We start from the raw sequence: 21,707 nt of genomic DNA on the forward strand, positions 1-21,707 counted from the left end.
ACTAACTTGATTTATACAGCGAATCCGCGTCATATCGGTTAACCCGACACGCTTCAGCGGAGCCTGAACGCCATCGTACATCCTTGCTGCACCGGCGCGCAAGCATTTATACTGTAAAAATGACCAGTTTAACTACATCTCCGCCGAAGTTGCTTGACCAGTTGCGTTCGGCGGCGCGTTATCGGCACTTTGCGCTGGCGACGGAGAAAGCCTATGCGCATTGGGTGAGGGCGTATGTTCGCTTCCATGGGTTGCGGCATCCGCGCGAGATGGGGGCGCCAGAGGTTGAGGCGTTTCTCACGCACCTGGCTGAAGTCCGACAGGTGTCTCCGTCCACTCACAAGCAAGCCTTGGCGGCGCTGCTGTTTTTGTATCGCGAAGTGCTGAAGATGGATTTGCCGTGGATGGCCGAGGTGGGCCGGCCACGGGCGGTGCGGCGCTTGCCGGTGGTGCTGACCACCGACGAATTGCAGCGCACGCTGGCGGGGCTGGAGGGCAGCCCGCTGCTGCTGGCGCAGTTGCTGTACGGCACCGGCATGCGGGTGATGGAGGGCTTGCGGCTGCGCGTGAAGGACGTGGATTTTGACCACGGCGCCATCGTGGTGCGCGAGGCCAAGGGCGGCAAGGACCGGGTGGTGATGTTGCCCGTGACGCTGCGCGAGCCGCTGCGCCTGCACATGGCGCGGGCGCACGCGCTGTGGGCGCAAGACCGGGCAGACGGCGTGCCGGGGTGGAGCTGCCGCATGCACTGGCCGCCAAGTACCCGCGCGCCGGGGAGAGCTGGGCATGGTTCTGGGTGTTTCCGCAAGCCGTGCTGTCCACCGACCCGCGCAGCGGCGTGCGTCGGCGCCACCACGGCTATGCCGACACCTTCAGGCGCCAGTTGAACCGCGCCATGCGTGCGGCGGGCATCACCAAGCCGGCCAGCCCGCACACCCTGCGGCACAGCTTTGCCACGCACCTGCTGCAGCGCGGGGCCGATATCCGCACGGTGCAGGAGCTGCTGGGACACGCGGATGTGAGCACGACGATGGTCTACACCCACGTGCTGAAGGTGGCGGGCGGCGTGCCGAGCCCACTCGACACCCTGATGGACAGCCGGCCGCCGCCTGCGGTGACGGTGCAGCAGCTGAACGAGATGCCGCTTTAGCTACTGTTTCAATAGCTGCTCGCGCTTGCTGTTTGGCCGCTATGGAGGGTTTTGAGCATGAATGCATGCGATGGCAGGACAGCCCGGTGGCCCGGGCAAGCCAGCGCCGTTGGTGCGGCGGCTGGCAGCGCTGGCGGGTGTCAAGGGAGATGCATGTCTGCGCATGCAGGCGAATCCATATAGGAGTATATGGCTTTAGCGCCCGTCAATAGAGCGCTGGCAGCCACCTATGCAGGGAGTATATGAAAACGTCGCGACAACGAAGACCCGCTTGCGGGGCCAGCCCGGAAGCTGGGCTTCGCTGCGCTCAACGCCAGCCTACCGGACACGTTCTGCCCCAACAAAAACCCCGCAGCGCTTGTGCACGCTGCGGGGTCAGCTATTCAAAGAATAGCGTTCAGGCGCTTCAGCCAGCGTAGCCCGGGTTGGGCAGGCCGCCGGTCAGCTTGGGCTGGTTGAGCTGGCGCGGCGATACCTTGCCGCCGCGGGCCTTCAGCCATTTCTCGACCAGCTCCCACACCATGGGGTTGCCGGCCTTGGCGGCGTCTTCGGCCACGGGGGCCCAGCCGGCGACCTTGTAGGTCTTGTCGGCGTCGATGAGCTGGCCCTTCAGGCGCATGTCGCTGATGCGCTTGCCGGCGCCGGCGGTGGGGTCGCACGCATAGGTGAGGCCGCCCACGCGCACCATGTCGCCGCCCTGCTGGTAGTACGGGTCGGGGTTGAACAGGTTGTCGGCCACGTCTTCCAGCACGGTCTTGATCATGTCGCCCTTCATGTCGGTCAGGGTGGCATAGCTGTAGGTGGTGGCGGTCATGTCGAGCAGCCATTCGCGCGTGATGGGCTGGCCGGGCAGCAGCGTGGTGCCCCAGCGGAAGCCGGGCGAGAAGGCCAGGTCGGCGCCCTGCACGTCCATCAGCGCGTCGACGATGAGCTGGTCGCCGGTGCCGTTGAAGTTGCCGCGGCGGTACAGCGTGCCTTCGGTGACGGCCAGTTGCTCGGCCAGCTTGGCCTCGTAGGGGCCGCGGATCTTGGTGATCAGCGTGTCCATGTCCTTGTCGGCCGGCAGCATGTTGGCGAACACGGGCAGCAGCTTGTAGCGGTAGTCGGCTACCTTGCCGTTCTTGACGTCGAAGTCGAGCACGCCGAGGAACTTGCCGTTGCTGCCGGCGTTGGTCACCAGCGTCTGGCCCCCGGCGTTCTTGACCACTGTGGCCACGGGCATGCCGTCGTGCGTGTGGCCGCCCATGATGGCGTCGATGCCGCGCACGCGGCTGGCCATCTTCAGGTCCACGTCCATGCCGTTGTGGCTGACGACGACGACGACCTGCGCGCCCTTGGCGCGCGCTTCGTCGACCACCTTCTGCATGTTTTCGTCCTGGATGCCGAACTCCCACTCGGACACCATGTAGCGCGGGTTGGCAATCGGCGTGTAGGGGAAGGCCTGGCCGACGATGGCCACGGGCACGCCGTTCATCTGCTTGATGACGTAGGGCTTGAACACCGGGTCGCCGAAGTCCAGCGTCTTGATGTTCTGCGCCACGAAGTCGACCTTGCCGGCGAAGTCCTTCTCGACGATTTCCTTCACGCGGTCCATGCCCAGGGTGAATTCCCAGTGGCCGGTCATCACGTCGACGCCCAGCAGTTTGCAGGCGTCGACCATGTCCTGGCCGTTGGTCCACAGCGAGGTGCCGCTGCCCTGCCAGGTGTCGCCGCCGTCCAGCAGCAGCGCGCCGGGGCGGCTGGCGCGCATGCGCTTGACCAGCGTGGCCAGGTGCGCAAAGCCGCCCACCTTGCCGTAGCGCTGGGCGGCCTGCTCGAAGTCGAGGTAGGTCAGCGCGTGCGCCTCGGCGGTGCCGAGCTTCACGCCGGCGGCCTTCAGCAGGTGCTCGCCCACCAAGTGCGGCAGCTTGCCGTTCATCTCGGCGATGCCCAGGTTCACACTCGGCTCGCGGAAGTAGATGGGCTTGAGCTGCGCGTGGCAGTCGGTGATGTGCAGGAAGGACACGTTGCCGAATTTGGGGATGTCGTACAGGCCTTCGGCGGCCGTCTGGGCGCTGGCGTTGGCAAAGTGGCCCAGGCCCATGCCGGCGGCGCTGGCGGCGCTGAGCACTTGCAGGAATTCGCGTTTGGTGAGGTTCATATCAGCACTTACTGATGTATGTGAGACAAAAAGCCCGGCCTGGCCGGGCTGAAGGGACAGGGTTTACTGGTTGACCGGCGACTTGGGATCGAGCAGCAGGGCCACCAGGTGGCGCACCTGATCTTCGTTGAGGATACCCATGTGGCCGGCGCGCGGCATGTTGGAGCAGGCGTTGTAGGCCTTGCTATTCCAGATCTTGCCCCAGGTGTACTTCACCATTTCCTGCGCAGCGGGGCTGTTCGGGTCGGTCACGCCGCGAATCTTGCCGAAGTTGTACAGGCTGGTGCCGATGGTGCCGAAGGAGATTTCCTCCTTGGTGATCTGGTGGCAGTTGTAGCAGTTGCCGCCGTTCACGGTCTTGGCCGTGTCGGTCCAGGTCATGCCGCGGCCGCTCTGGGCAATCTTCTCGCCCTCGCGCCAGTCGCCCAGGAACTTGCCGTCGGAAGGCCACTTGATGGCCTTCATGTTCAGCTCTTCGATGCGCTTGGCGGTGTCCCCGTCCAGCGGCTTGCCGGCCACGTCGGCGGCGTTGCACAGGCGCGTGGTCTCGTCGTCGCGGAACACGTCGGCCACCTTGACGATGCCTTTGTCGTGGAAGGATTGCTTGACGATCTGCTGCGTCAGCGCGTCGAGTTCGGCTGCCGACTGCGTGCTGCCGCCCGCCGAACCGCCACTGCCGGCGCAGCCGGCCACCAGGCCGCCGCGGCGACCAGCGCCAGAATGTGTTTGCTCTTGCTCATGACGACATATTCCTTTCAGAGATCCGTTGCGCTTTCAACCAATACCGATGGCCGCGGAGCAGGCCACGCCAGAACGCCGTGGAGCGGGCTTGGCCCGGCCACAGGCGTTGTCCCCTTGGGGGAAGACGCCGAAGGCGGCTCAGGGGGTCATCTTTGATGGTGGGAACGGCGGACTTGTCGCCCTTGGCGTTCACGCCCAGGTACACACCCAGCGCCACGGTCACGTCGCTGGCGAAGTCGGGCTCGGGAAAGCGCTGCTGGCGGTAGCAGTCGTTCAGGCGGTGCTGCATGCTCCACATCTGCCCGTTGGACACGCGGTAGGCCGGCCAGGCGGCAAAGCCCACGCCGTCGCCGGGCGCCTTGGTCAGCAGCGGCAGATCCTGCAGGCGGATGCGCTTGCCCTCTTCGCCGTGGCACGAGGCGCAGGCAAAGTCGTGCGGGCCGCCGCGCTGGAAGAACAGGCGCTTGCCCACCTCGTACATGGTGCGCTCCTGCGCATGCGACTGCGGCAGGTTGAAGGCCATGCCCTTGGACTGCGCGGCAATCCAGGTAGCCAGCGCGGTGGTGTTGGCGCGCTCGCCACGGCCCCACTGGCCCTTGATGATTTCCTTGGGGTCGATGCCCTGCAGCGTCTGCATGCAGGTGATCAGGCGCGACTCCAGATCCTGCACCTTGTTGGTGTCCTTGAAGTGGCGCGGCAGCTCGACGAAGGCGCCCTTCACCACGCCCGGGCCCTTGCCCAGGTCGCATTTCTCCAGCGAGGCGTTCTTGGGGCCGCGCGGTTTCTTCCACAGCTCTTCGCCCTTGGCCTCGAACAGCTCGGCCGGGTTGCCGTCCTGCAGCATCTCGCGGTATTCCTCGATCGCCTGGATCGAGGTCTTCTCTGCGCCAGTACGGCGCCACTGGACGCCATCAGGCCGAGTGCGGCGACCGCCAGAGAGAGCTTTCGTATTTGCATCCTGCTTGTCTCCTCGTGATGCAGAAAAAGGAAAGGCGGGCGTGGGGCCTGTTCACGCCCGCCTTGTGGGGACGAAGATGAAGCGCTTACGACACCGTGGCTTCGTCGGTGCGGGATTCGCCCTTGTTGTCCTTCCAGGTCACGGCGATCTTGTCGCCAGCCTTGGCGCCCTTGATGGCGAACTGCAGGAAGGGGTTCTTGGACACTGCGGGGCCCCACTCGCAGGAGAACACGGGCTTGCCGTTCAGGCTGGCCGTGACGTCCTGGATGTGCCATGCGGGCACCAGCTTGCCGGAAGCGTCCTTGCGCTGGCCGGACTCCATCTCGTGGCTCATGAGCACGCGCACCGTGGCCTTGTCGCCAGCGGCCTGAGCGCGGATTCGCATCGGATCTGCCATGTCTTTTCTCCTAATTCAATCTGTGATCAAAAACGTTCAAGAGGCCGCGGAGCAGGCCGCCCGGAAGCGCCGTGGAGCGGGCTTGGCCCGGCCACTGGCGTTGTCCCCTGGGGAAGGCGCCGCAGGCGACTCAGGGGGCATCATCTAGCCGCCGCAGCCGCCCAGGGTGACCTTGACTTCCTTCTTGGCGTAGTGCGCCTTGCCGTCGGCGGTGATGGCCACGGCGTAGACGTCGGAAGACTCGCCCATCTTGGCGCGGGTGGCAAAGCTGGCGTCCACCTCGGGCGTCACGTTGAACACGGCGACCAGCGCGTTGGGGTTCTTTTCGACCAGCAGCAGCAGCTGCTTGACGTTGGGCAGCGTGCTGGCCACGGCCAGCGGCACGACGGCGCCGTTCTCGGCGATGTCGGGCGCGGTCAGCGTCACGCCGGCGTCAGCCGCGGGGCGCCGCTGGCGCCCAGTGCCTTGAGGGCGTCGTTCAGGCTCTTGGCATCGAAAGCGGCCTTGTTGAAGGCCAGCGCGTATTGCGGGAACAGGCCGGTGCCGGCCAGCAGACCCGCCACCACGGCGCTCTGCTTGAGGGTTTGTCGACGTGTCTGCATCGTACTTCTCCTGTAAATAAGTGAATGCTAATGCTTGAGCGGAAAGCGCACATGGGGAAAATCCCCAGCACACCCCGAAGGGTGTGCGGTCGTCACCGGCTGGCGCCGGCCGCCAGCCAGGCGGCCATGGCCTTGGTGTCCTCGTCCGGCAGGGTCTGCGGCGGCATGGGGATTTCGCCCCAGACGCCGGAACCACCGGCCTTGATCTTGCCCGCGAGGTAGTCGGTCTTGCCGTTGTACTTCTTGGCGATCTCGACGAAGCTCGGGCCCACCAGCTTGCCGTCGATGTTATGACAGGCGGTGCAGGCGTGCTTTTGCGTCAGCGCAATGGCGGCGGCGTTCGGGCTGGCGGCGCCACCCACGGGGCCGACCACCTTGACCGGGCCGGCGGCATCGCCCAGCTTGCCCTCGGCCTTGCTGGTGTCGGAGCCGCGCTGCGGGCCCACGGTGCGGTTCTGCTCGCGCAGGTTGCCGTGGGCGTCGCGGGCGTGCTCGGGCAGGCGCGAGGAGATCTTCAGCTCGGGGCAATTGGTCATGCAGGCGGTGCCCACCACGTCGGGCTTGGCGGTGCCGTTCAGTTCCTTGCCCGGCCACATGGCGTGCGCGGTGGTCATGCCGTTGCGGTTGGGCATCTTCTGCTGCACTTCGGCGATGTTCTTGTCGGACAGCGTGAAGTTCTCGGGCACCACATGGGCCAGGTTCAGCAGGAAGGCCGTGACGGCGTACACCTCGTCGGGCTTGAGCGACTTGGGCCGATCCCAGGGCATGGCGCGGTTGATGTAGTCCCACAGCGTCGAGACGGTGGGCACCTTCATCAGGCTGGTGCGGCCGGGGTAGTCGGTGCGCGTCAGGTTGGCCACGCGGCCGGTCTTCACGTCCTCGGCCGTGGTGCCGCCCACCAGCGGGGTGAACACCGAGTTGGATTCGGCGAAGAAGCCGTGGCAGCTGGCGCACTTGCTTTCCCAGATGTCCTGGCCGGCGGCGACCGAGCCGCTGCCGGGCGGCAGGCCCTTGAAGTCGGGGCGCACGTCGATGTCCCAGGCCGCCACTTCCTTGGGCGTGGCGGCGCGGCCGATGCCGGGGAACTTGTCCTGCGCCAGCGCCGGCAGGGCAAAGGCGGCCAGCAGCAGCGTGGCGAGCGCTTTACGAGAGCTGGACATTCTTCACCTCGCCGTTTTCCTGCACCAACCACGACTGGATGGCATTGTTGTGATAGATGGAGCGGTTGCCGCGCACGTCGCGCAGCTGCTTGTAGTTGGGTTGCACGTAGCCGGTGTCGTCCATCGCGCGGCTCTGCACGATGGTGGGCTTGCCGTCCCACACCCAGTCGAGGTTGAAGCGCGTGAGGCACTTGTCAAGCACCGGCGTCTCGAGCCGCGCATTGCGCCAGCTGCGCCCGCCGTCGACGGACACGTCGACGCGCTTGATCTTGCCGCGGCCCGACCAGGCCAGGCCGCTGATGTTGTAGAAGCCCTTGTCGAGCAGCACCTGGCCGCCCGAGGGCGTGGTGATGACGCTCTTGCACTCCTGGATGCTGGTGTACTGGCGGTGCGTGCCGTCGGGCATCAGGTCGACGTAGTGGATGGCCTCGTCCTTCGTCGCCCAGGGCTGGTCGCCCACTTCGACGCGGCGCAGGTATTTCACCCAGCTCACGCCCTGCACGCCCGGCACCACCAGGCGCAGCGGGTAGCCGTTCTCGGGGCGCAGCATCTCGCCGTTCTGGCCGTAGGCGACCAGCACCTGGCCGCTGGTGACCAGACTCATGGGGATGGTGCGCGTCATGCTGGAGCCGTCGGCGCCTTCGGCCAGCACGAATTTGCCGCCCTTGAGGTCGGCGCCGGCCAGCTCCAGCAGCGTGATCAGCGGCACGCCGGTGAACTCGCTGCACGACAGCATGCCGTGCGTGTACTGGCAGGTGGGCACGGCCACGTTGCCCCACTCCATGCCGGTGTTGGCACCGCACTCGATGAAGTAGAAGCGGCTGACGCTGGGCAGGCGCATCAGTTCGTCCATGGTGAACACCTTGGGCGTCTTGACCATGCCATTGACCATGAAGCGGTGCTGCGCCGGATCGACGTCCCACCAGCCCTGGTGGTGGCGCTCGAAGTGCAGGCCGCTGGGCGTGACGATGCCGAACAGCGACTGCAGCGGCGCGAACGACACCGACGACTGGGTGGATTGCGTCAGGCCGGGGCTCTGGCGGCGCTGCACGTTGCCCTCGAACTTCGAGGGCAGGCCGTAGCCGTCGGTCACCACGGGCTGGCCCAGGCCGGTGCTGTGCGCCGGCAGGTTCAGGATGGCCGGGTCGCCGTCGGCGGCCGCGGTCTGCGCCGTGGCGCGTGCGGCAGCACCACCGGCCAGTGCGGCGGCAAAGGCACCGCGGATGAAGTCACGCCGGCCGCGCTTGCCCTCGGCAAACACGGTGCGGACACCGGTCTGGTCGAGAAAGCTCTCGGGCGCCTTGCGCAGGCGCCCGCGGTCCAGGCTGGCTGGAGCGGGTTGAAGTTGGTCGTCTGCCATGGGTTTGAAAATTTGTATATGCGCAAGCGCTGATATTAACGCTGATTGACCCTGCCACGGGCCGGGGTTATCCCGAGGGCGACAGCACTTGACGGCGCGGCAGAACGGCAGCAGTCAATCCGCGAAGCGGTAGTGGTCGCGGTTGAGCACGGCGGCGACCGAGGTCACCTCTTCGGGGAACAGGCCCAGGTTCAGCTCGGTGTTGCACTGCTCGACCATGCCGCGCAGCAGGCCCGCGGTGTTGATGCGCCCCTTGGGCCGGTAGATGGCGTTGCCGGCGTCGGCCCACTTCTTGGCGTGGCACTCGCTGCACTTGTTCTCGGCGATCAGCTTTTCGCCCAGCTTCAGGTCGGCCTCCTTGAAGATGGCCGGGCCTTGCGCGGCAGCGCCCAGGCTGACGCCAGCCAGCGCGGCCAGTGCCAGGGTGCGGATGCGGGGAAGGTGCTTCATGCTGGTCTCCTTGGTGCAGCTTGCGGGGCAGCCCGCTTCAGGGCCGGACTCTGTTTTTATAGTGGCCTGCGCTTGTCTGCAAACAATTTCAAGACAAAAGTATCTGAAATCGTTGTATATCAAGCGCTGGCAGCTATCTTTTTGCTTGATCATCACCAAGTCTCAGAGGGGCGCGGACCGCATCCGCTGTGTGGGAGCGGGCTTGCCCGCTCCACAACACGGTCTGAGACTTGTTTTCAATGTACCCAACCCATCAACCGGCCGCCACCGCCTTGCGCGCCTGCGTCAGCCGGTTGTCCAGGTAGGCGGCGTAGAAGTCGGGCGAGCCGCCCACCAGGCGCTCGGCCACTTCCTTGCCGCCGGGGCCAGGAACAGCACCGTCGGCGCGATCTTCACGTCCCAGCCGCTCACCAGCGAGTTGTGCGTGATGGGCTCGCCCTGCAGGGTGCGCGTGCCCGCGGGGCTGAGCATGTCGACCTGCACCACGTGCAGCCCCTCCTGCGCGCGCATCGGCGCCAGGTAGTTGTTGCGCACCTCGTCGCACCACGGGCAGCGGTGCAGGCTGACCATGACGACCAGTGGCTGCCGCGCCTTCAGCGCACGGGCCAGTTCGTCCTTCAGCGAGGTGGACAGCGGCAGCTTGCCCGCCGCCTGCACGCTGCCCGCGCCGGCGCCCAGCACCAGCGCGCCCAGCGCCTGCAAACCCCGGCGGCGCGAGCAGCGCAGGTGATCGTCGGCGTTCACGTTCATTCCGGGTCGTGCTCCATCAGCAGGTAGGTGTTGTAGGCGTTCATGCGGTTGGCGGGGCCGAACAGCGGCAGGTGCTCGTACTGGCTCCAGTCGGTGGCCTTGTAGGCTTCGTCGAAGGGCGTCATGTCGCGCGCGGCGGCGCCCATGGTCTTGCGCAGGTAGATGAGGTAGTCGCGCGTGAGCTGCATGTCCTTGCGCGCCTCGGTGGAGACCGGGCCGTGGCCGGGGATGATGACGCTGGTGTCGAAGGCCAGCAGCTTGTCGAGCGAGACGATCCAGTTGCGGCTGTCGGCCTGGCCGACAAACGGGATGCGGCTGCGGAACACCAGGTCGCCCGCGTACAGCACCTTGCGGCCCGGCAGGTACACCGCCAGGTCTTCGGGCGTGTGGGCGGGGCCCACGGGCTGCAGCACCAGTTGCGTGTCGCCCAGCGCCAGCTCGCGGCGGCTGTCGATCCACTCGGTGGCGGCGACCAGGCGGGTCTTGTCGTCGATCCACGGCGCCAGCTCGTCGCGCGAAGCCTGCAGGCGCAGGCGCGCGGTGTCGGCGTGCAGGTATTCGCGCCCGGCCTGGTGCGCGATGATCTTGGCGCCGGCCTGCTCGAACACCTGCAGGCCGTACACGTGGTCGGCGTGGTAGTGCGTGACGATCACGTGCGTCACCTTCTGCGGCGTGACCTTCCTGATCTCGGCCAGCAGGCGCTCGGCCAGCGCGGGCGAGCCCAGCGCGTCGACCACCACCACGCCGGCCGAGGTGACGATGAAGCCCGCGTTGGAGATGAAGTTGGCATTGGCCGGCGAGCCCAGCGCCGACAGGCCCTCGACATACCAGCAGCCGGGCGCGGCCTCGCGCGCCGTCATCTCGGGCGGAGCGGCCTGCGCGCCGGCGTCCGAGTAGCGCGCCCACGCCATGCCACCGAAGGCCACGCAGGCGCAGCGCTGAAGAAGTTGACGGCGATCAATCACAGGCTGCATCATCCGCTCTTACTATTCATAAGTTATTGCTGAATTAATTATTGGCCATGGTGACGGAACTGGCAAGCTGGGTGGAAACCTATGGCACCGCTTCGGTGCTGGCAGTGGGCGGCGCCTTCATCGGCGTGCTGTTCGGCTTCTTCGCGCAGCGCTCGCGCTTTGCCTGCGCGCGGCGGTGATCGAGTTCTGGCACGGCAAGTTCGGCGAGAAACTCTCGGTCTGGCTGCTGGCGTTTTCCAGCGCGCTGATCCTGGTGCAGGGCTTGATCCTGCTGGGCTGGCTGGACGTGAGCAGCGCGCGCCAGCTGGCCAACCGCGGCAGCCTGTCGGGGGCGCTGGTGGGCGGGCTGCTGTTCGGCGTCGGCATGATCATGACGCGCGGCTGCGCCAGCCGGCTGCTGGTGCTGTCGGCCAACGGCAACCTGCGCGCGCTGCTGTCGGGGCTGGTGTTCGCCGTCACCGCGCAGGCCGCGCTGGCGGGCAGCCTGGCGCCGCTGCGCACCGAAATCTCCGGCTGGTGGACGGTGGACGGCGGCGCCGCACGCGACGTGCTGGCGCGCGTGGGCGCCGGCAACGTCGACGGCCTGGTGTTCGGCCTGCTGTGGCTGGTGGTGGCCATCATCTTCTCGGTGCGCAGCGGCAACCGGCTGTGGATGTGGATCGGCGGCCTGGGCACCGGCCTGGCCGTGGCAGCCGCCTGGTGGTTCAGCTACGCGGTGTCGCAGGCCAGCTTCGACGCGGTGCAGATCCAAGGCCTCACCTTCAGCGGCCCCTCGGCCGAGTGGCTGATGCGCGTGCTGGCAGCCCGGCGCCGGCCTTCGGCTTCGACGCCGGCATGCTGCCGGGCGTATTCGTGGGCTCGTTCATCGGCGCGCTGGTGGGGCGCGAGTTCAAGGTCGAGGGCTTCAAGGACGGCTACAGCATGGCGCGCTACATCGTCGGCGCCATGGCCATGGGCTTCGGCAGCATGCTGGCCGGCGGCTGCGCCGTGGGTGCGGGCATGACGGGCGGCGCCATCTTCGCCCTCACCGCCTGGCTCACGCTGCTGGGCATGTGGGCCGGCGCCGGGCTGATGGACCGCGTGCTGGCCGAGCCGGTGCACACCGCGCAACCGGCCACGCAACAGGCGCCGGTGGTGGTGCCGGTGGCCCCTTGAAGATTACTGGTCAAATCGGCCTTCAGCGCTTATCCAGCAAGCGCTGGCAGCTATCGATTCAGTAGCTACTTGCCGGTCAGGTATTCCGCCACGGCGGCCATCTCGAGCGCGGTCATCTTCTCGACCACGGTGTGCATCACCGCGTTGTCGTTGTTGCGCTCGCGCTTGTTGAACTGCTTGAGCTGGTTGTCCAGGTACGCCGCGTGCTGCCCGGCCAGGCGCGGCAGCGCGTTGCTGCCGGCACCTTCAGGGCCGTGGCAGCTGGCGCACGAGGGCACGCCGCTGAACTTGTTGCCCTGGTGGTAGATGTACTGGCCGACGGCGGCGAGCTGCGTGTCCTTGGCCGCCTCCTTGTGCGCCGGCCGGCTGGCGTAGAACTGGCCCAGCGCCGCCATGTCCTCGGGCGAGAGATCGGTCACCATGTTGGCCATGGCGCTGCTCTTGCGCTTGCCGCTCTTGAAGTTTTCGAGCTGCTTGGCGATGTACTCGGCGTTCTGCCCCGCCAGGCGCGGAAACACCTCGCTGGCCGATTCGCCCTCGGCGCCGTGGCACAGGAAGCACGAGCCGCCGATGATCTTCTTGGCGCGCGCCTCGTCGGCGTGGGCGGGCGCCAGCTCGCCACCATCAATGCCGCCAGAACCAGAACGGGGCCGAAGGGCTGTGTGCGCATGAAGTGAACCTCGAAAAGTCTTTCATCAAAAAGGGGCGCCATGCGCCCCGGTTGCAGTGCCGCCCGGCATCAGGCCAAGGTATCAGCCCAGATGTTGCGTGCCCAGGCCATGGCGTACTTGCCCTCCAGCTCGCTGGCGGCCACCGACACGCCGCCCGAGCCCGGCACGGCCAGCATGGTCTGCTTCTCGGCGTCGTAGCGGTGCACGCTGGCCACGTGCACCACGTCGGTGTCGCTCACGAAGCTGTAGCAGGTGTTGTTGTAGATCGGCAGCGCGTTGGGCGCGCGGCCGGCCAGCAGCGCCACGATGGCGGCCGCCGCCACCTTGCCGTGCTGGTTGGCCATGTGGCCCGACTTGGGCATGCCGGGTGCGATCTGCAGCGCATCGCCCAGGATGTGGATGTTCTTGGCGGCCTTGGATTCCATGGTCAGCCAGTCGACCTCGCACCAGCGCTTGTTGGCGGTGGTCAGGCCGGCGTTGTGGGCGATGTCGCCCGCGCGCTGCGGCGGCACCACGTTCAGCACCTGGGCCTTGATGTCGTCGTTGAACTCGAACTTGAGCGTGCCGGTGGCGGCATCGACGTCGGTCAGCGCGTGCTTGGGCCGGTAGTCGATGATGCCCTTGTAGCGGTCGGCCCAGGCTTTCTTGAACAGTGCGCCCTTGGAGGTCACGTCGTCGTTGGCGTCGAGGATCAGCACCTTGGACTTGGGCTTGGCCTTGCTGAAGTAATACGCCACCTGGCAGGCGCGCTCGTACGGGCCGGGCGGGCAGCGGTAGGGTGCCAGCGGAATGGCCAGCGCGTACACGCCGCCGTCGGGCATGGCCTCGAGCTGCTGGCGCAGCGCCACGGTCTGCGCGCCGGCCTTCCAGGAGTGCAGCACCCTGTCCTGCGCGCCGGGCTTCTTCAGGCCGGGCAGCGCATCGGGCATGAAGTCGATGCCGGGCGACAGCACCAGGCGGTCGTAGCTCAGCGTGGTGCCGCCGGCCAGGCGCACCTGGCGCTTGTCGGCGTCGATGGCGACGGCGCGGTCCTTGACGATCTTCACGCCATGGCGCCTGGCCAGGTTGTCGTAGGGCGTGGTGATGTCGGCCATCTGCTTGCTGCCGCCCAGCACCAGGTTGGAGATGGGGCAGGAAACGAAGGCATCGCCCGGTTCGACCAGCGTGACGTTGACCTTGCCATCCGACCACATGCGGATGTACTTGGCGGCGGTGGCACCGCCATAGCCGCCGCCGACGACCACGACATGGCCGCCCGCACCACTGCTGGTGGAGGCACAGCCGGCGGAAAGGCCCAGCACCGATGCGGCCGAGGCGGCGGAACCCGCCTGAATGAATTGACGACGATCCATGGTGTGCCTCCTCACTTCTTCTGCGCCGCGAACCAGGCGCTGATGGCGGCCAGTTGCTCGTCGGTGTAGCCCTTGCTGAGCTGGTGCATGATGGTCGCGGGCTTGGCGCCGCTCTTGAAGTCCATCAGCTTCTTCATCATTTCGTCCTTGTTGGCGCCCGCCAGCACCTCGTTGCCGGTCTGCGCGTGGCCGTTGGTGCCGTGGCAGGCGGCGCAGCTGGCGGCCCAGCTGCGCACCTGCAGGGGATCGACCTGCGCCTGCGCGCTGCCGGCCGCCAGGCACAGGGCCGCGGCGGCCAGGCCCGAAAACACGAAAGGTTTCATGGATGCGCTCCTCCTGGGAAATGGGTGGTGTGGGTGCGAGCGGGCGCAAGATTCGCCGCCGCTTATATGTAAACGAATGATAGGGCGGCCCCCGCGCGGGCAGACTCGGGAATAACCCCAGCGCAACGCCACGGCGACCGCGCGTCGGCGCGCCTCAGCGCGGCTCGCCCACGGTTTCGATGGCGATCTGCGTGCACACGGCGCGGCACAGCGTGACCACGCGCTCGTTGATGATGCGGTAGTAGATCTGCACGCCATCGCGCCGCTTGCCCAGCACACCGGCCTTGTAGAGCGTGTTCAGGTGCTGGCTCATGTTGGGCTGGGTGGCGTGGATCTCGGTCAGCAGTTCGCCGACGTTCTTCTCCCCGTTGCACAGCGCGCTGATGATCTTCAGTCGCATCGGCGCCGACATGACGCGGAACACCTCGGCCGCCAGCTCGAACACCTCGTCGGATTCGAGTTCGCCGTCGGGGTGGTCACGGAAGCGGCGGCTTTTCTTTGCATGGCGGAAGGCAACGGCGGGCGGTTGGCCAAACTATACGCGTCGGCGTCGGCGCTGCGCGCCCCTTTTCCCATGGAGAAGGGGCAAGCGACGAACGCGCTCAGGAGGGAGGTGCCCTCAAGGTGCGGCTGAGCAGGATGACCGGCACCAGGCCCACCAGCACCAGCGCCAGCGAGGGCAGCGCGGCCTCGCCCAGGCGCTCGTCGCGCGCCAGCTGGTTGGCCACCACGGCCAGCGTGTCGGTGTTGAAGGGGCGCAGCACGATGGTGGCCGGCAGCTCCTTCATCACATCCACGAACACCAGCAGCCCCGCCGCGAAGCCGGCGCGCCGCAGCAGCGGCCAGTGCACGCGCGCGGCCAGCTCCACCCCGGTGGCGCCCAGCATGCGGGCCGATTCGTCCAGGCTGCGCGGCACGCGGGCGTAGCCGCTCTGCATCGACTGCAGCGCCACCGACACGAAGCGCACCAGGTACGCCCACACCAGCCCCCAGATGGTGACGGTGACCACCGCGCCCACGCCGCTTTCGGGCCAGCGCGCCTGCAGCCAGCCCACCGGCAGCAGCAGGCCGACCACGATCACCGCGCCCGGCACCGCATAGCCCAGCGACACGATCTGCACCGCCCAGCGGCGCAGCAGCGTGGGCGCGCGGCGCAGGCTGTAGGCCAGGAACCAGGCCGCCAGCACGGCCAGCACGGCGGTGATGCTTCCTAAGCGCACGCTGTTCCAGGTCCAGATGAGGAAGCGGTCCCACGGCAGCACCGACCAGTCGGCCGACAGCGGGCGCAGCATGAAGCCCACCGGCAGCACGAAGCCCATCAGCACCGGCAGCAGGCACAGCACCCAGGCGATGGCCCCGCGCATGCCCCGCAGCGGAATCGGCCGTGCCTCACTGCTGCTGGCGCGCGCCGTGGCACTGCCGACGAAGCGCAGGCGGCGCTGGGCGCGCTGCTCCAGCCACAGCAGCACCATCACCAGCGCCAGCAGCACCGTGGCCAGCTGGGCGGCGGCGATGCGGTTGTCCATCGACAGCCAGGCCTTGTAGATGCCGGCGGTGAAGGTCTGGATGCCGAAGTACACCGATACGCCGTAGTCGGCCAGCACCTCCATCAGCGCCAGCGCGGTGCCCGCGGCCACGGCGGGCCGCGCCATGGGCAGCGCCACCTCGCGCAGGCGGCGTGGCAGCGAGGCGCCCATCAGCCGCGCAGCCTCCATCAGCTGCGGCGCGCGCTCGGCCAGCGCGGTGCGCGCGAGCAGGTAGACATACGGGTAGAGCGAGAACGAGAACACCCAGGCCGCGCCCCACACACTGCGCACCTCGGGAATCAGCCTCCTCCAGCCCGAAGGCGGCGCGCAACCCTGTCTGCAGCGGGCCGGAGAACTGCAGGAAGTCGGTGTACGCATAGGCCGTCACGTAGGCCGGCATGGCCAGCGGCAGCAGCAGCAGCCATTCAAAGGCGCGCCGGCCGCGGAAGTCGAACACCGTCACCAGCACCGCCGCCGGCACGCCCATGGCCACCACGCCGATGCCCACCATCACCACCAGTTGCAGCGTCACCCACAGGTATTCGGGCAGCACGGTGGCCGCCATCTCGCGCAGGATGTCGGCGGTCTGCGCGTCCCATTGCGTCCACTGGCCGATCACGGCCAGCACCGGCAGCGCCAGCACACAGGCCACCAGCAGCAGGATCAGCGTGGGAAGGGCGCGCAAGACGGGGTTTTTGCTATTTAAATAAGAGCTGCTTGCGCAGATGGGTAGCCGAATGCAGCCCGATTTCATTCAAAACCCAGGCAGCGTGTGGCAAATGAGAATTGTACGCATCTAGAATCTGCTTCCATGTTCCTCAAGATCGATCAGGTCGACGTTCGCTACCCCGGCCAGGCGCGCCCCGCGGTGCAGGACGCCTCGCTCGGCCTGCGCGCCGGCGACATCGGCGTGCTGATCGGCCCCTCGGGCTGCGGCAAGACCACGCTGCTGCGCGCCGTGGCCGGGCTGGAGCATGTGAGCGCTGGCGAAATCCGCCTGGGCGGCGAACTGGTGAGCAGCGCCCGCCAGCACGTGCCGCCCGAGGCGCGGCGCATCGGCATGGTGTTTCAGGACTACGCGCTGTTCCCGCACCTCGACGTGGGGCGCAACGTCGCTTTCGGCCTCAAGCACCTGCCCGCGGCCGAGCGCGACCGCCGCGTGGCCGAGGTGCTGGCGCTGGTCGACCTGACGGGCAGCGAGCGGCGCTACCCGCACGAACTCTCCGGCGGCCAGCAGCAGCGCGTGGCGCTGGCCCGCGCGATGGCGCCGGCGCCGCGCCTGCTGCTGCTGGACGAGCCCTTCTCCAACCTCGACGTCGACCTGCGCGAACGCCTGGCGCACGAGCTGCGCGGCATCCTGAAAAGCGCCGGGGCCACCGCCCTGTTCGTCACCCACGACCAACTGGAGGCGTTTGCCATCGGCGACCAGATCGGCGTGATGCACGAGGGCCACCTGCACCAGTGGGACGACGCCTACACCCTGTACCACCGCCCGGCCACGCGCTTCGTGGCCGACTTCATCGGCCACGGCGTGTTCGTGCCGGCGCGCATCGTGGCCAACGAGCACGGCGGCGGCGCCCGGCTCGACACGCCGCTCGGCCCGCTCGATCACCTCACCGACTGCCCGCTGCCCGGCGCCTATCCCGGCGGCCAGTGCGAGCTGCTGCTGCGCGCCGACGACATCGTGCACGACGACCAGGCGCCGGTGCGCGCGCAGGTCGTGCGCAAGGCGTTCCGCGGCTCCGAGTTCCTCTACACGCTCAGGCTCGCCAGCGGCGAGACCCTGATGGTCCACGTTCCCAGCCACCACAACCACCGCGTCGGCGAATGGATCGGCATCCGGCCGGAGGTGGACCATGTGGTGACGTTTGCGATGGCGCAGCGCGCACCGGCCTGAGGCGCACCCGGGCACACAGAACGCATCGGGGCCATGCCGTGGGCCTGAGCGCGGGTCCACCCGACGCATATTGTTTTGATACCGAGTTCCTTCGTCGTCATGTGTCCATGCATCAAGCCAACTCATCCACCGCGCGTGCCGCACTCTTGGCCACGCTTTTCCTTGCCGTCTGGCCGGCCCATGCAGCCGATCCCGTGCTGATCGACCTGTTTCGCGGAGAGCCCTCGCAGTACCAACCGCCGTACCCCAACCCGAATCCCTACACCTACTACCAGAACCTGGTGGTCGCTGGGACAACCCATCGCTATGACGCAGTGCGCCGCCTGATCACCTTCGCCAATGAGGGTGCCAACCGGGCCGTGGCGGTCAGCGGCACCACGCTGAAGTCCTCGTGGCCCAATCTCACGTTCGCCGGCACCAGCAACCCGGCAACACAGCCGTCGATCGATGTCCTGTGCGAGTACCCCATAGGCGACGCCGCGCTCGCCGGTCAGACCAACGCCTGCCGGAACTGGATTCAGGGCGCCTTCCTTTACACGGCCGTGCTGATGCCGGCCCAGGGCAATTACGCGATCAGCTGCGTGGGCAACGACGGTGCGGTGCTTGATGCCTCGAGCAGCCAGGGCACGGATTACCGGAATCTCGGCTACAGCACCAAGGTGGCCTCGTTCTGCCTTGCCGAAGCGACGGATGGCTATACAGGCAATGGTTCGCTGCCCAGTCCCGCGCCCAACACGTTGGTCAATATCCGCGTGGCCTGGAACAATTGGGGCAACGATGCCGCACTCACCATCCGCTGGACAACACCTGGCGCTTCAGCACCCGTCGCCATTCCGGCCAGCCAGCTGTTCGACCCCAGCGACCCCGCCACCTACCTGGCGGCGAGCAATGACGACTTCACGGGCACACCGCTGACCGCCGGCACGGCGGGCACCACCGCCTCGGTGTTCAGCAACGACCGCGTCAACGTCGCCACGCCGGTCAGCACCGGCGCCGGCGGCAACGTGCGGACCTACGCCCTGATCGACGACCCCGTTACCAGCGCGCCGCCCCCGCGGGCATCACCCTCAACGCCGACGGCACGCTGTCGGTGGCTGGCACCGTGGCGCCCGGCAGCCACACGGTGACCTACCGGATCTGCCGCACCGACACCTTGCCGCAGCCGCTGTGCGCCACCGCCCAGGCCACACTGCAGGTCAACGCCAGCATCGTCCCCACCGTGGACAACGCACCCGGCCCGCTGCCGGCCGGCACCGCCGGCACGCCGATCGCCAACGTGGCGGTCAACGACCAGGTCAACGGCGCGCCCGCCACGCTAGGCACCGGCGGCAATGCCACCGTGGCGCCTTCGGGCGCGTGGCCGGGCGGCATCTCGCTCGATGCCGACACCGGAGCGGTCAGCGTGCTGCCCACCGTGCCGGCCGGCAACTACAGCCTGCCGTACACCCTGTGCGACCGTTTCGGCCACTGTGCCGACAGCACGGTCAACTTCACGCTGACCGCGGCCACGCTGGCCGCCGGCGGCGACAGCGGCAGTGCGACGGCGGGCCAGGACAGCACGCCGGTGGCCAACGTGGCGGCCAACGACACCATCAACGGCCAGCCGGTGCAGCTGGGCGCGGGTGGCAACGCCACCGTCGCAACTTCGGGCACCTGGCCGGCGGGCATCACGCTCGACCCCGCCACCGGCGCCGTGCAGGTGGCCGCCAGCGTGCCGCCGGGCCAGCACACGCTCAGCTACCAGCTGTGCCCGCTCAATGGCGACCCCTGCGTCACTGCCACCGTCACCCTGCAGGTGGTCGGCGCGGCCGGCACGGTGGCCGTGCCCACGGTGAGCCAGTGGGGCCTGATGCTGCTGGGCAGCCTGCTGCTGCTGCCGGGGCTGCGCCGCCTGCGCCAGCGGCCCTGAGCGCCCAGCTTTACGCACCAGGATTTTGCATGAAATAGCCCTCCAGCGCCCGTCCGACGGGCGCTTACAGCTATTTATTCAGGAGCATCCACGCCGTTGCGCAGGCCGTCCACCTGACGGCGCAGCTCTGCCGCCCATTCGCGTCGCTCGCGCCCCTCGGGCGACTGTGCCTGGCCGTAGCTGACGACGGCGCGCAGGCCGGGCGTGGTGAGCGTGCGCCACACCGATTCGAGCAGGGTCTGGTCGCCGATGTACATGGGCGCCGTGCTCATGGCGCCGTTGCGGCCGTCGATGAACTGCAGGGCCACCGGCAGCGCCGGCGCATGGGCCGAGATGGCCGCCTGGATCAGGTTGGCGTGGAACGGCAGCAGCGTGATGCCGTTGCTGGTGGTGCCCTCGGGGAACACCGCCACCACCTCGCCGCGCACCAGCGCATCCCGCATGTGGTGCACCACGCGCAGCGCGTCGCGGCGCGAGTCGCGCTCGATGTACAGCGTGCCGGCGCCGGTGGCCATCATGCCGATCATGGGCCAGCGCTTGACGTCCGACTTCGAGACAAAACGGCAATAGCCCGCCGCGTGCATGACCAGGATGTCGAGCCAGGAGATGTGGTTGACGACCATCAGCAGCGGGCCGTCCTTGGGCGGCGCGCCACGCACGTCAAGGTCGATGCGCCACACGCGCAGGAAGTTGCGCGCCCAGCGCTGCACCTCGGCCTCGCGCTCGGCCTGCGAGAGCTTGGGAAAGCGCGTGCGGATGGTCCACCAGCCGCCCGCGATGTGCGCTCCACCGCGCAGCAGCAGCCAGAACGCCGTCAGCGATTTCATGCGAATGCTCCGCCGGCGTCTTTCAGTCGGCGTGTGCCAGGTGGCCGCCAACCAGCGTGGTGCGCACGCGGCCCGTCAGCTCCAGCCCGGCAAAGGGTGTGGCCTTGCCCTGGCTGCGCAACGCGGCAGGCTCGACCTGCCAGTGCGCCTGCGGGTCGAACACGCACAGGTCGGCCGCGCCGCCTTCGGCCAAGCGCCCGCAACTGGCCTGGAAGGTGCCCAGCGCGCCGCCGAGTACCTGGGCCGGTGCGCTGGTCACCACTTCCAGCGCGCGCATCAGGCCGGGGCCGCCGGGCTCGGTCCCCCACTTCAGCGCCAATGGCAACAGCAACTCCAGCCCCGTGGCGCCGGGCTCGGCTTCGGCGAAGGGCAACTGCTTGGCATCGGCCTCGACCGGGGTGTGGTCGGACACCAGCGCGTCGAGGGTGCCGTCGGCCAGCGCGGCGCGCAGGGCGTCGCGGTCGCGCTGCTGGCGCAGCGGCGGGTTAAGGCGGGCGGCGCTGTCGTAGTAGCCGATGTCCAGGTCGGTCAGGTGCAGGCTGTTGATGCTGACGTCGGCCGTCACGTTGAGGCCGTCGGCCTTGGCCTGGCGCAGCAGTTCGACCCCGCCGCGCTGGACAGGCGGCACAGATGCAGGCGCGGGCCGGCGCCGCCGCCGCGCATGGCGCGCAGCAGCTCGAACAGCGTGTGCAGGCGAATGGTTTCGGCCGCCGCGGGCACGCCCGACAGGCCCATGCGCATGGCCAGCGGCCCGCTGGCGGCCACGCCGCCGCCCAGCCATGGATCGACAGGGCGCAGCCACACGGCGTGGCCGAAGGTGCTGGCGTACAGCAGCGCGCGCTGCAGCACCTGGGTGTTGACGATGGGCGCCTCGGCCTGGCCGAAGGCCACGCAGCCGGCGTCGGTGAGCTGACCCATCTCGGTCAGCACCTCGCCCTTCAGCCCGCGCGTGAGCGCGCCTTGCGGAAACACGCGCGCCTGGTGCAGGCGCTCGGCGCGGGTCTTGAGCATTTCGACCAGGCCGGGCTCGTCGAGCACCGGGTCGGTGTCGGGCGGGCAGACCAGACTGGTCACGCCGCCGGCCACCGCCGCGGCCATCTCGCTTTCGAGCATGCGGGCGTGCTCGTGGCCCGGCTCGCGCAGGCGCGCCGTCAGGTCCACCAGGCCGGGCAGCACCCAGCAGCCTTGGGCATCGATGGTGCGGCTGGGCGTGAAGTCGGCCGGCGGTTGGCCGATGCTGAGGATGCGGCCCGCGGCAATCGCCACGTCCGCCGTCTCGTCGCGGCCCGTGGCGGGGTCGATCACGCGGCCATGCTGGATGAGGATCTTCATGGTTTCAAGCCAAATCGGGCTCCAGCGCTTGAT

Annotated in this window: 19 protein-coding genes and 6 pseudogenes; 8 read left to right on the forward strand and 17 right to left on the reverse strand. The window is 68.0% G+C overall.

Translation table 11 applies throughout. The features are described from left to right. Nucleotides 1–119: 119 nt before the first annotated feature. A pseudogene (locus tag H0I39_RS05395) lies at nt 120–1,150 on the forward strand (integron integrase). A 406-nt stretch (nt 1,151–1,556) separates the two neighbouring features. On the opposite strand, the gene soxB reads toward H0I39_RS05395, so the two are convergent. The 10 genes and pseudogenes from soxB to H0I39_RS05450 form a co-directional block, all read right to left on the reverse strand. Further along, a complete protein-coding gene (gene soxB / locus H0I39_RS05405) occupies nt 1,557–3,290 on the reverse strand; it encodes a thiosulfohydrolase SoxB (protein ID WP_180549829.1) in 1,734 nt (577 codons plus the stop codon). Nucleotides 3,291–3,353: 63 nt separating this feature from the next. After that, complete coding sequence (soxX, locus tag H0I39_RS05410; RefSeq protein WP_180551693.1) at nt 3,354–3,986, reverse strand: sulfur oxidation c-type cytochrome SoxX; 633 nt, start codon at nt 3,984–3,986, stop codon at nt 3,354–3,356. Nucleotides 3,987–4,182: 196 nt separating this feature from the next. After that, a pseudogene (gene soxA, locus H0I39_RS05415) lies at nt 4,183–4,875 on the reverse strand (sulfur oxidation c-type cytochrome SoxA); the annotation flags it as partial. A 199-nt stretch (nt 4,876–5,074) separates the two neighbouring features. Continuing rightward, nucleotides 5,075–5,386, reverse strand: a complete 312-nt coding sequence (soxZ, locus tag H0I39_RS05420) for a thiosulfate oxidation carrier complex protein SoxZ (protein WP_180549831.1) — start codon at nt 5,384–5,386, stop codon at nt 5,075–5,077. 144 nt (nt 5,387–5,530) lie between these two features. Further along, a pseudogene (gene soxY / locus H0I39_RS05425) lies at nt 5,531–5,988 on the reverse strand (thiosulfate oxidation carrier protein SoxY). A gap of 92 nt (nt 5,989–6,080) precedes the next feature. Beyond that, the gene (locus H0I39_RS05430; RefSeq protein WP_180549832.1) at nt 6,081–7,148 is read right to left on the reverse strand and encodes a c-type cytochrome; all 1,068 of its coding nucleotides are present in this window, start codon (nt 7,146–7,148) and stop codon (nt 6,081–6,083) included. Then, nucleotides 7,132–8,508, reverse strand: coding sequence for a sulfite dehydrogenase (gene soxC, locus H0I39_RS05435; protein WP_180549833.1), 1,377 nt, complete (start codon nt 8,506–8,508; stop codon nt 7,132–7,134). Before soxC ends, H0I39_RS05430 begins: the two co-directional genes overlap by 17 nt. Before the next feature lie 114 nt (nt 8,509–8,622). Then, the gene (locus H0I39_RS05440; protein WP_257645638.1) at nt 8,623–8,958 is read right to left on the reverse strand and encodes a hypothetical protein; all 336 of its coding nucleotides are present in this window, start codon (nt 8,956–8,958) and stop codon (nt 8,623–8,625) included. Nucleotides 8,959–9,243: 285 nt separating this feature from the next. Beyond that, entirely contained in the window at nt 9,244–9,702 is a 459-nt protein-coding gene (locus H0I39_RS05445; RefSeq protein WP_257645639.1) for a thioredoxin domain-containing protein, read from the reverse strand. Nucleotides 9,703–9,704: 2 nt separating this feature from the next. Then, complete coding sequence (locus H0I39_RS05450) at nt 9,705–10,685, reverse strand: MBL fold metallo-hydrolase (RefSeq protein ID WP_373368256.1); 981 nt, start codon at nt 10,683–10,685, stop codon at nt 9,705–9,707. A gap of 44 nt (nt 10,686–10,729) precedes the next feature. Here H0I39_RS05450 and H0I39_RS21705 point away from each other — a divergent pair, with 44 nt between their 5' ends. The 3 genes and pseudogenes from H0I39_RS21705 to H0I39_RS23955 all read left to right on the forward strand — a co-directional run bounded on the left by H0I39_RS21705 (nt 10,730) and on the right by H0I39_RS23955 (nt 11,837). Continuing rightward, a complete protein-coding gene (locus H0I39_RS21705) occupies nt 10,730–10,861 on the forward strand; it encodes a hypothetical protein (protein ID WP_257645640.1) in 132 nt (43 codons plus the stop codon). After that, a pseudogene (locus H0I39_RS23950) lies at nt 10,858–11,421 on the forward strand (YeeE/YedE thiosulfate transporter family protein); the annotation flags it as partial. The gene H0I39_RS21705 and the pseudogene H0I39_RS23950, both read left to right, overlap by 4 nt. 95 nt (nt 11,422–11,516) lie before the next feature. Further along, on the forward strand, nt 11,517–11,837 hold the full coding sequence (locus H0I39_RS23955; protein ID WP_373368257.1) for a YeeE/YedE thiosulfate transporter family protein: 321 nt from the start codon (nt 11,517–11,519) through the stop codon (nt 11,835–11,837). Between the two features lie 65 nt (nt 11,838–11,902). Here the strand turns inward: H0I39_RS23955 and H0I39_RS05460 are convergent, their stop codons facing one another. Further along, complete coding sequence (locus H0I39_RS05460) at nt 11,903–12,412, reverse strand: c-type cytochrome (RefSeq protein WP_308645912.1); 510 nt, start codon at nt 12,410–12,412, stop codon at nt 11,903–11,905. On the opposite strand from H0I39_RS05460, the gene H0I39_RS23710 reads away from it, so the two are divergent. After that, nucleotides 12,383–12,514 carry a hypothetical protein gene (locus H0I39_RS23710; protein ID WP_308645779.1) on the forward strand — a complete coding sequence of 44 codons (132 nt, stop codon included), beginning with the start codon at nt 12,383–12,385 and terminating at the stop codon, nt 12,512–12,514. The genes H0I39_RS05460 and H0I39_RS23710 overlap by 30 nt on opposite strands. Before the next feature lie 62 nt (nt 12,515–12,576). On the opposite strand, the gene H0I39_RS05465 is transcribed toward H0I39_RS23710, so the two are convergent. The 4 genes and pseudogenes from H0I39_RS05465 to H0I39_RS05480 form a co-directional block, all read right to left on the reverse strand. Next, entirely contained in the window at nt 12,577–13,860 is a 1,284-nt protein-coding gene (locus tag H0I39_RS05465) for an NAD(P)/FAD-dependent oxidoreductase (protein ID WP_180549834.1), read from the reverse strand. 11 nt (nt 13,861–13,871) lie between these two features. Further along, nucleotides 13,872–14,183 (reverse strand): c-type cytochrome, encoded by a 312-nt coding sequence (locus H0I39_RS05470; protein ID WP_180549835.1) that lies wholly within the window; start codon nt 14,181–14,183, stop codon nt 13,872–13,874. Nucleotides 14,184–14,337: 154 nt separating this feature from the next. Next, nucleotides 14,338–14,628, reverse strand: a complete 291-nt coding sequence (locus H0I39_RS05475) for an ArsR/SmtB family transcription factor (protein WP_308645780.1) — start codon at nt 14,626–14,628, stop codon at nt 14,338–14,340. 157 nt (nt 14,629–14,785) lie between these two features. Continuing rightward, nucleotides 14,786–16,463, reverse strand: a pseudogene (locus H0I39_RS05480) (ABC transporter permease). 57 nt (nt 16,464–16,520) lie between these two features. On the opposite strand from H0I39_RS05480, the gene H0I39_RS05485 reads away from it, so the two are divergent. From H0I39_RS05485 to H0I39_RS05495, 3 genes are all read left to right on the forward strand, one after another. Further along, nucleotides 16,521–17,606 carry an ABC transporter ATP-binding protein gene (locus H0I39_RS05485; protein WP_180549836.1) on the forward strand — a complete coding sequence of 362 codons (1,086 nt, stop codon included), beginning with the start codon at nt 16,521–16,523 and terminating at the stop codon, nt 17,604–17,606. A 194-nt stretch (nt 17,607–17,800) separates the two neighbouring features. After that, on the forward strand, nt 17,801–18,733 hold the full coding sequence (locus H0I39_RS05490; protein ID WP_180549837.1) for a hypothetical protein: 933 nt from the start codon (nt 17,801–17,803) through the stop codon (nt 18,731–18,733). Beyond that, nucleotides 18,697–19,515: an IPTL-CTERM sorting domain-containing protein gene (locus H0I39_RS05495; RefSeq protein ID WP_180549838.1), complete on the forward strand. Its 819-nt coding sequence runs from the start codon at nt 18,697–18,699 to the stop codon at nt 19,513–19,515. Before H0I39_RS05490 ends, H0I39_RS05495 begins: the two co-directional genes overlap by 37 nt. Before the next feature lie 74 nt (nt 19,516–19,589). On the opposite strand, the gene H0I39_RS05500 is transcribed toward H0I39_RS05495, so the two are convergent. Together H0I39_RS05500 and H0I39_RS05505 are read right to left on the reverse strand one after the other, a co-directional pair. After that, nucleotides 19,590–20,342: a lysophospholipid acyltransferase family protein gene (locus H0I39_RS05500; protein ID WP_180549839.1), complete on the reverse strand. Its 753-nt coding sequence runs from the start codon at nt 20,340–20,342 to the stop codon at nt 19,590–19,592. Nucleotides 20,343–20,364: 22 nt separating this feature from the next. Then, a pseudogene (locus H0I39_RS05505) lies at nt 20,365–21,674 on the reverse strand (dihydroorotase). Between the last annotated feature and the right edge of the window lie 33 nt (nt 21,675–21,707).

Source organism: Ottowia beijingensis (genome assembly GCF_013423955.1).
Classification (GTDB): domain Bacteria; phylum Pseudomonadota; class Gammaproteobacteria; order Burkholderiales; family Burkholderiaceae_C; genus Ottowia; species Ottowia beijingensis.